The following is a 9,402-nucleotide window of genomic DNA, read 5'->3' as shown; positions in this document are numbered from 1 at the left end:
GGCGACTTGTTAACTAAACCGTCTAGGTTTTGGGGTTCAGTTCAGAAGGGGCCTTTTTTTATGGGCAACCGGATAACCTGAGCGGGGTTCAGGTTGCGCTGCTTTTACGTGTCTTTTTCACTGGCGTAATCGCGGTGACTTCACTCTCCACCCAACCGTCATCGAGGCGGGTTTTCAGCATGTCACCCGGGTGCAGCTGTTGGGTCTTTTTCACCACCTGGCCGTCAGCCGCCGTGGTGACGCTGAAGCCACGTGCCAGCGTCGCCAGCGGACTGACGCCTTCCAGCTGGGCGGCAAGATTGCCGAAGCGCTGCTTATTGGCATTGAGCTGCTGCTGCATCGCCTGTTGCAGGCGGTAATGCCACTGCTGCAACTGCTGCCCGGCGCGCTGGACGCGCATTTCCGGGCGAATGGCGGTCAGACGCAGCCCGATGCGCTCCTGCTGGCGTGAGGCCTGACGCAGGCGTTGCTGCATAGCATCATCCAGACGGCGCTGGAGCTTCATCAGCGCGGTCTGCTGACGCGCCAGGCGCAGCTGCGGATGCTGCTGTTGCAGACGATGCTGAATGCGGGTGAAAGTACGCTGCTGTTGTGCGAGGTAATAATCCATCGCCATTTCCAGCCGCTGTTGCTGTGACTGAAGCTGGCGCAGCAGTTCAATCTGATTACGGCTAACCAGCTCTGCCGCCGCCGAGGGCGTTGGCGCGCGCAGGTCAGCAACGAAGTCGGCGATGGTCACATCGGTTTCATGGCCGACGGCGCTGACAATCGGAATACGGCTGGCATAAATCGCCCGTGCCACACGTTCGTCGTTAAAACTCCAGAGATCTTCCAGCGAGCCGCCGCCGCGTCCGACAATCAACACATCGCACTCATTGCGGGCGTTGGCCAGCTCAATGGCCCGTACGATGCCTGAGGGCGCTTCTGCGCCCTGTACCTGGGTTGGGTAGATAACCACGGGCAGTGACGGGTCGCGTCGCTGTAGCACGCGTAGCACGTCGTGTAGCGCGGCACCGCTGGCAGAGGTGATCACCCCGACCTGGCGTGCCGGATCCGGCAGGGCCTGTTTATGGCTCTGCTCAAACAGTCCTTCTGACATCAGCCGCTGCTTCAGTTGCTCGAACTGCTGCTGCAACAGGCCATCTCCGGCGGGTTGCATGCTTTCGGCAATCAACTGGTAGTCGCCGCGCGGTTCATACAGCGTGATGGTGGCGCGCACCAAAACCTGCTGACCATTCTGCGGACGGAAGGTGGTGCGGCGGTTGCTGTTACGGAACATAGCACAGCGAACCTGGGCGCCATCATCCTTCAATGTGAAGTACCAGTGACCGGAAGAGGGCTGGGAGAAATTTGAGATCTCCGCGCTCAACCAGACCTGGCCCATTTCCATCTCCAGTAGCTTGCGCACTGTCGTATTCAGACGGCTGACGGTAAAAATATTGGCGGTTGGAGGTAGCGACATGTGATGAAGATCAAACTTTAAATCAGAGGGTTAATTAACCGATACTACATGGCTTACTCAGGGGATCAAGAGTTTTTCGTAAATAATGCTGGAGGCAATCGATTACGCCCTGTATAATGCCGCGGCAATATTTTACAAGTTCTCATTCACCCTGAGGTTGAGATATTGCCATGCTAAGAATCACTAAAGAAGCCCTGACATTTGACGACGTTCTGCTCGTTCCTGCACATTCAACTGTACTGCCAAACACGGCTGACCTCAGCACCCAACTTACCAAAACCATCCGTTTAAACATTCCTATGTTGTCCGCTGCTATGGATACCGTGACCGAAGCCGGTCTGGCTATTGCACTGGCACAGGAAGGGGGTTTGGGCTTTATCCACAAAAACATGTCCATTGAGCGCCAGGCTGAAGAAGTGCGCAAAGTGAAGAAACACGAAAGCGGCGTAGTCACTGACCCGCAGACCGTGTTGCCAACGACCGCGCTGAGCGAAGTGAAAGTTCTGACCGAACGTAACGGCTTTGCCGGTTACCCGGTGGTGAATGGCGAAAACGAACTGGTGGGGATCATCACCGGCCGTGACGTCCGCTTCGTGACTGACCTGAGCCTGCCTGTTTCTGCGGTGATGACGCCGAAAGATCGTCTGGTGACGGTGAAAGAAGGCGAAGCGCGTGAAGTCGTGCTGCACAAAATGCACGAAAAACGCGTTGAGAAAGCGCTGGTGGTGGATGACAGCTTCCACCTGCTGGGCATGATCACCGTAAAAGACTTCCAGAAAGCCGAACGTAAACCTAACGCCTGTAAAGACGAGCACGGCCGCCTGCGCGTAGGCGCTGCTGTGGGTGCCGGTGCCGGTAACGAAGAGCGTGTGGACGCGCTGGTTGCGGCCGGTGTTGACGTGCTGCTGATCGACTCCTCACACGGTCACTCTGAAGGTGTACTGCAACGTATCCGTGACACCCGTGCGAAATATCCAGACCTGCAAATCGTTGGCGGGAACGTCGCAACAGGTGCTGGCGCGCTGGCGCTGGTTGAAGCGGGTGTGAGCGCGGTGAAAGTGGGTATCGGCCCTGGTTCAATCTGTACGACCCGTATCGTGACGGGCGTCGGTGTGCCGCAGATTACTGCCGTTTCTGACGCGGTAGAAGCGCTGGAAGGTACGGGTATTCCGGTTATCGCTGATGGCGGTATCCGCTTCTCCGGTGATATAGCCAAAGCCATCGCCGCCGGTGCTGCTGCCGTGATGGTCGGTTCCATGCTGGCCGGGACTGATGAATCGCCGGGCGAAATCGAACTCTACCAGGGCCGTTCATTCAAGTCTTATCGTGGTATGGGTTCCCTGGGCGCGATGTCTAAAGGTTCGTCTGACCGTTACTTCCAGACCGACAACGCTGCTGACAAACTGGTGCCGGAAGGTATCGAAGGCCGCGTCGCCTACAAAGGCTACCTGAAAGCGATCGTACACCAGCAAATGGGCGGCCTGCGCTCCTGTATGGGGCTGACCGGCTGTGCTACCATTGACGACCTGCGCACCAAGGCTGAATTTGTGCGCATCAGCGGTGCGGGTATTCAGGAAAGCCACGTTCATGACGTGACCATCACCAAAGAGTCTCCGAACTACCGCATGGGTTCCTGATAACCCTGTACTGCACGCCCGGCTTCACTGCCGGGCGTTTTACTCGTAATCCCGAATTTGTACTACATCGCCTGGAATAGCCCAATGACGACGGAAAATATTCATAAACATCGCATCCTGATCCTCGATTTCGGTTCGCAGTATACGCAACTGGTTGCCCGCCGCGTGCGCGAACTGGGTGTCTACTGTGAACTGTGGGCGTGGGACGTGACCGAAGAGCAGATTCGTGGTTTTAACCCGAACGGCATCATCCTCTCCGGCGGCCCTGAAAGCACCACTGAAAACGACAGTCCACGTGCACCTGACTATGTGTTTAACGCTGGCGTGCCGGTTCTGGGCGTGTGCTACGGCATGCAGACGATGGCGATGCAGCTGGGCGGTAAAGTTGAAGGCTCCAGCGAGCGTGAATTTGGTTATGCGCAGGTTGAAGTACAGACCAACAGCGCCCTGATCCGCGATATCGAAGATGCGATCAGCCCGGCCGGTAAGCCGCTGCTGGACGTGTGGATGAGCCACGGTGACAAAGTGACGGCGATCCCGTCTGACTTCGTGACCGTTGCCAGCACCGACTCCTGTCCGTTTGCCATTATGGCTAACGAAGATAAGCGCTTCTACGGCGTGCAGTTCCACCCGGAAGTGACTCACACCCGCCAGGGTTTGCGTCTGCTGGAGCGTTTCGTGCTGGATATCTGCCAGTGTGAAGCCCTGTGGACCCCGGCTAAAATCATCGAAGATGCCGTTGAACGCCTGCGTGTGCAGGTGGGTAACGATAAAGTGATTCTCGGCCTGTCCGGCGGCGTTGACTCCTCTGTGACCGCGATGCTGCTGCACCGCGCGATTGGCGACCGTCTGACCTGCGTCTTTGTCGACAACGGCCTGCTGCGCCTGAACGAAGCAGAGCAGGTGATGGATATGTTTGGGGACCATTTCGGTCTGAACATCATCCATGTGAAAGGCGAAGAACGTTTCCTCGATGCACTGGCAGGCACAGATGAGCCGGAAGCCAAGCGTAAGATCATCGGCCGCGTGTTCGTTGAAGTCTTCGATGAAGAAGCACTGAAGCTGGAAGACGTGAAGTGGCTGGCGCAGGGAACCATTTACCCTGACGTGATTGAATCTGCCGCTTCTGCCACCGGTAAAGCGCACGTGATCAAATCGCACCACAACGTGGGCGGCCTGCCGAAAGAAATGAAGATGGGCCTGGTTGAACCACTGCGTGAGCTGTTCAAAGACGAAGTGCGTAAAATCGGTCTGGAACTGGGCCTGCCACACGCGATGCTGTTCCGTCACCCGTTCCCAGGCCCGGGCCTGGGTGTGCGCGTACTGGGCGAAGTGAAGAAAGAGTACTGTGACCTGCTGCGTCGTGCCGATGCGATCTTCATTGAAGAGCTGCATAAAGCCGACCTGTACAACAAAGTCAGCCAGGCCTTTACCGTCTTCCTGCCGGTTCGCTCCGTGGGTGTGATGGGCGATGGCCGTAAGTACGACTGGGTAGTTTCCCTGCGTGCTGTCGAAACCATCGACTTTATGACCGCACACTGGGCGCATCTGCCGTATGATTTCCTCGGCCGCGTTTCCAACCGCATCATCAACGAAGTCGACGGGATTTCCCGTGTGGTTTACGATATTTCAGGTAAACCACCGGCGACGATTGAGTGGGAATGATCCCTTCTTAACTGTCTTTTTATCTAGATAAATTATGCCATTGACGATGGAACTCACATCATCAATGGCATTTTTTTGCAGTCCAACTCGCAAATGTGATCATATTGAACAATACCATCAATGCGAGGTAGTTCTTTAAGGTATAAGGCTAATTTGTCTGTACCAGAGCTTCCTTAGCCAAGCGTTGCATGTTGAGTGAACGGGTGCTAAGGCCTGCCTTAGTGAAGCGATAGCGCATATACGCAGAGATGTCGTCCTCGTGTGAGGAAACGATTAACTGACGATTGCTGAACTCACAGCGAAGTAGGTCAGTCAGAGATGCAATGTTGACTTCATCCAGAGATTGGGATGGGTCATCGATCAGGATAAGGGGTACGCTCGAGTAAACTCGATTCAGCGAAAGGAAGAAGCCCAGGCTGAGCGCCGAAACTTGCCCGGAGCTCATCGACAGAAGCGCATCATACTCAGACTTTTCAGCTGTAAGGAATCTGAGCTCTTTACCATCTTTGCTTTCGATAAACAGACCCAAGCCTCGCTGATAGTTCTGAATAAGTCTTCCACTATAAATATGGAAAATTAGCTCAATTTCAGAAATCGTTTGTTCAGAGTAGCTGCGTTCTGTTTTCTCCAAGGTAGCCTTTAGGTTATTGACCTTATCTTTGGCAATCTGCGCCGCGTTGGTCTCACGCTGAATGACCTGTAGCTCATCAAGGCATTGTTTCAGCCTATTACTCTGCGCTTCGCTTGCCTTAGCAGCGACGTATAGCTCTTTGTCTTTCAGCGTTTGAGGCTCGATGATATAGAAGTCCTGCAGCTCACTGAAGGCAGCTGTAATGACCTTTCTCCAATCTTGCGGCAGAGGTTCTGTTTCAGCTGTTTTTTTGCCTCTTATGAAAGCTATCAAAGCCTGAGTCCTAGTGTCCACCACCTCCGCGTTTTCGGAGAACGAGTGGTTAAGCTGTAAACCTAAGGTTTGAAGCCGGGCGGCAAGTTGGGTAATTGCTGGCAGCCGAGCCTGATCACGGAGCAGGGCGTTGTGTAGGGTGCTGTTATACCCAAAGGATAACTGAGCTTCTCGGGACTGGATCTGAGCTTCAATCACTGTCAGCTCCGCAGCCATCATCCCTGTGAGATTTATTAGGGCCTGGCCGTCAGCGCTTAGCGCATCATTAATCTGCTTTGATCTGAGCTCAATCTTTTGTAGCATAGTTTTATGGGATTGCCAGTCAGCACCACACAATGGGCAATGCTGATCGTCGGCATTGACTTTAGCATGTTCAGCCACCAGTTCCGCTTTTAGACGATTCAGCTCTGCAGCGGCGTTGTTATTAGAGCTGCTCTTTTGCTGAAGCGCGTCACGTGTAACAATTTGCTCAAGGAACCATTCCAAGCGTCCTTGGCCCCATCTGGGAAAGCTTTTGGCCTCATCGGCCTTGATGAGTGTAGTGCCACGTTTGATGACCCCGCTCCATTTGAGCAGGTCGTTTAACTCTTTTTTGGTGACATCTAGGTCATTCAGCTTATTTAAATCATTGCCAAAACTTGCTAGGCTCTTCACCGAGTCCTTGTTAAGCTCGATATAATTTTCAATAGAATCGTTTTTATCCCTGATCTGTATCGCACTTTTAAGTAGAGCCAGTCTTTGAAGTCGCTGGATATTTTCGTTGTATTCACTGTGAATGTCCGCAGAGTAGGTGGGGAAGGGGGTTTCTTTGTCCCAGCCAGGTTGAAGCATTGCGGTGGAAATCTTTTTATATTCAATTGCTCCTAGGTCGGCTTGAATCATTCCCTTGAGCAATTTGGCTTCAGATTCTAACCTTGATAGATCAGCAGCACGTTTAGCATCACCAATAAACTTTGTCAGACGCAAAGCGATAGATTTACAGTTGTCAGTTTCTGCCTTGACGTCGCTAATGTTAAAGAGGTTGTTTAATGCCTCTTTACGCTTGTCTACTCGCGTATGTAGGAGCTGGTTTTGGCCTTGCTCCAAATAATTCAAGTATGAGAAGTTTTCTTTAAAATTTTTGCCAAAGACATCTTCAATAAAATTATCTTCTCGAAAATTTTCTGCTATGTAATCGTTAGAAGAAAATTCGGGTAGTTCGTAAAGCATGAGGTGGGTGAATTGGTCGGCACGATTGTTCGACTTCTCGTCAAAGTTTGCTGCGGAAGTATGCCTTGCTAGAACAAGTTTGCGCGAGCCATTGAAGAACTCTATCTTGATTACAAGGTCTTTATTCCCCGATCGGTTGTTCCAGAGAAGATTGTCATCATAATTAGTTCTTTTACCCATCATTAAGGTATTGAATAGATGACAAATCCGTTTTATACCTCCAGTTAGCAGTAGTTCGATGGCATCGAATATGCTTGTCTTGCCAAAGCCGTTGGGGCCATCGAGGGTCAGAAGTGATGAATCGCCGAAATCCAGATGGATTTGTTTGAAAGCCTTAAAGCTAGAAATCTCAATTTTGGAAATTTTCCAGTTCATCGGTAATCAACTCCTTAATTAAGTCTTCGATATTTATTTGGCCGTGTTTCTGTATGGTTTCATAAGTCTTGGTAAGGTCGGATTCAGCCACGGCCTCCCCAATTTGTAGGCGAAGTGGTACTAGTTCCACTTTGTTTATTTGGAGCGACAAGAAAGGTAGTTTGATGAATATTTTTGCAGCTGTGCTATATTTGGTGGCTGCTGTTGGTTCGTTTTTATATATGTCGAATTGTGTTTTATCTGATATTAATTTTTTTAGGTTGGCGAAGTCCAGGCCCTTAATAGCCTCCATTTCAGTGTCGCTATAATAAAGCACATATTTTTTGTAGAAGTGTGGATCTTCTTCGATTTCAAAAATATGTTCTTCGTGGTTCTTGAATTCTGCCAACTTGTCGAGATGATGAATGCAGATTAAGTCGCAGTTTTTTTTAAATGCTGGATCAGCTGTGAATGCTACCGGCGCGGACTGGTTGATAATAGCATTTAGATCTCCAGGTTTCATTAAATTGTCTAACCTGTGCAAAACTGCAAATCGGATCGCCGTACCGTTCTCCCGAACATAGAAGCCGGTTGTGTCGTTCTCATGTACTTTGGAAAAATCGTGTGCATCTAGAGCTTGGTGAATAATGTCAATGATCATTTAAGTCGAGCCTCTGCGTCGTCCTTTGTCAAAATGCTGATGCATAAACTTTTGGTGATGTTGCTATCGATGCGGTCTTGGTCATCAATGGAGATTTCATCGAAACAGTTTGTATATTTGGTATCAATTATGAAACTCTCGTTTGCCTTAGCTGCAATCAGATTGTTAAATTCGAATAAAAGCCTTCCTAGATCATCGTTATTTTTTATTTCGGCGATAATCTCAGATGTGCAGTATTTTTTGTCTGTTGGTTCTGGTAAATATAATGCTGTTGGTGCATAGAATTTATTATTGCTATCCAAATAATGTGGTAGTCTTTTTAAGATTGGCTCGGCATCAATCGTATGTAAGAGATCTGAGTATCTACGTATGTCTGAATTCTGAATGCGTGAGAATTTCTCTGAGGGCTTCATCAGTTGACAGAGTGTTTTGAAATCGCCGCCCTCAGAGAGCCTTATAAGCTCATATATACGTCTAGCTCTTTTGTAGGCAGTGTCCGACATACATGGGAGTGATTCAGTTAGTCTCTCTTCCAGATGAGTGTGGAGGCGTGCCTTCAACTCAATCGAGAAATAGTCTTTTCTTTCATACGGATTCGCGTCCGTTATATCTGCAAGAATATTTGCTGCAGTCACTCGGTGTTCGTAAGCTGCTTTACGCTGAGCATCACCTTCATTTTGTATTCTTGCGTGAATAGTTAGCGCTTGCGAGCTTATTTTTTCTGATAATAGGCAGTAATTTGCTTCTATCATGCTGTCATCAAAAAAAATTGTCTGGCGGACATAAATTTCTTTGATAATTTGCTTTGTCAGTTCTTCTATTTTATCAAGTTCGCAATGTCGAAATTCACCATATGCATAGAATTCAACGCGCTCGTGATTGGTTGCCAAGTAATCACTATGATCATTTATGGGTTGGGATATGTGAAAATATCTTTTAATTCCTGCGATTCTATCTAGCTCTATACTAGCTGATTTTTCTAAAGCCTCTTTGTAGTTGCTGCGATAGTCGCCTATTTTTGCTTTAACTTGATGGGCACTAATTAGTTTTTCATTTTTGTAAATCGCGAAATCGTCTGTGCTATCTAGTTGTAGCTGGAATTCACTATCGCCTTGATTAATTAGCTTTAGGCAATGATACAGCGCCACTTTACCTTGATAGACAAATCCACTCCAAGTGGAAATTGCGCTATGCGGGTACTTACTTGCTTCCTGATCGCTCATGTTGACTCCTTTCACCACACAGTTATGCAGTACTTGAGTTGAGGGATGATATCACGGGGCGATCGTTTTTTTTAGTCTGATGCATGAACATGTAGGGGAACTCGATCACATAAAACCGCATCTGCCATGAGGAGATCGTTTAGCAATATCTGTTCTGCCGCAGTTAAGATGCCGAATATGGTTTTTAGAGTTAAACCAAGGTTGCTGGGATGCTAGTATTCCGCTTCAGTTGGTCCGCCCCCACATGCAGGGTTATAAGAACGATGCTCGCCGAAGTATGTCGCGAG

General features: G+C 49.8%; 6 protein-coding genes. 2 read left to right on the top strand and 4 right to left on the bottom strand.

The features are described 5' to 3' along the window. Positions 1-88 precede the first annotated feature (88 nt). Positions 89-1,462 carry an exodeoxyribonuclease VII large subunit gene (xseA, locus tag ACFL9S_RS04175; RefSeq protein WP_405260422.1) on the bottom strand — a complete coding sequence of 458 codons (1,374 nt, stop codon included), beginning with the start codon at positions 1,460-1,462 and terminating at the stop codon, positions 89-91. Between the two features lie 170 nt (positions 1,463-1,632). Between xseA and guaB the strand changes: the two genes are divergently transcribed. Both guaB and guaA read left to right on the top strand, forming a co-directional pair. Continuing rightward, a complete protein-coding gene (gene guaB, locus ACFL9S_RS04170) occupies positions 1,633-3,099 on the top strand; it encodes an IMP dehydrogenase (RefSeq protein ID WP_405260421.1) in 1,467 nt (488 codons plus the stop codon). Positions 3,100-3,183: 84 nt separating this feature from the next. Next, positions 3,184-4,764, top strand: a complete 1,581-nt coding sequence (guaA, locus tag ACFL9S_RS04165; protein ID WP_405260420.1) for a glutamine-hydrolyzing GMP synthase — start codon at positions 3,184-3,186, stop codon at positions 4,762-4,764. 148 nt (positions 4,765-4,912) lie between these two features. Here guaA and ACFL9S_RS04160 read toward each other — a convergent pair whose 3' ends face one another. The 3 genes from ACFL9S_RS04160 to ACFL9S_RS04150 are packed head-to-tail and all read right to left on the bottom strand — an operon-like array spanning position 4,913 to position 9,115. Continuing rightward, the gene (locus ACFL9S_RS04160; RefSeq protein WP_405260419.1) at positions 4,913-7,252 is read right to left on the bottom strand and encodes an AAA family ATPase; all 2,340 of its coding nucleotides are present in this window, start codon (positions 7,250-7,252) and stop codon (positions 4,913-4,915) included. Then, positions 7,227-7,892, bottom strand: coding sequence for an ABC-three component system middle component 1 (locus ACFL9S_RS04155; RefSeq protein ID WP_405260418.1), 666 nt, complete (start codon positions 7,890-7,892; stop codon positions 7,227-7,229). Before ACFL9S_RS04155 ends, ACFL9S_RS04160 begins: the two co-directional genes overlap by 26 nt. Next, complete coding sequence (locus ACFL9S_RS04150) at positions 7,889-9,115, bottom strand: ABC-three component system protein (protein ID WP_405260417.1); 1,227 nt, start codon at positions 9,113-9,115, stop codon at positions 7,889-7,891. The genes ACFL9S_RS04155 and ACFL9S_RS04150 overlap by 4 nt, the downstream gene beginning before the upstream one ends. Positions 9,116-9,402 lie beyond the last annotated feature (287 nt).

The organism is Erwinia sp. AnSW2-5, assembly GCF_045107195.1.
In the GTDB taxonomy this organism is placed as follows: Bacteria; Pseudomonadota; Gammaproteobacteria; order Enterobacterales; family Enterobacteriaceae; genus Erwinia.
Note: the sequence above shows the minus strand (reverse complement) of the source record. Positions and strands in the feature narration are given on the sequence as shown.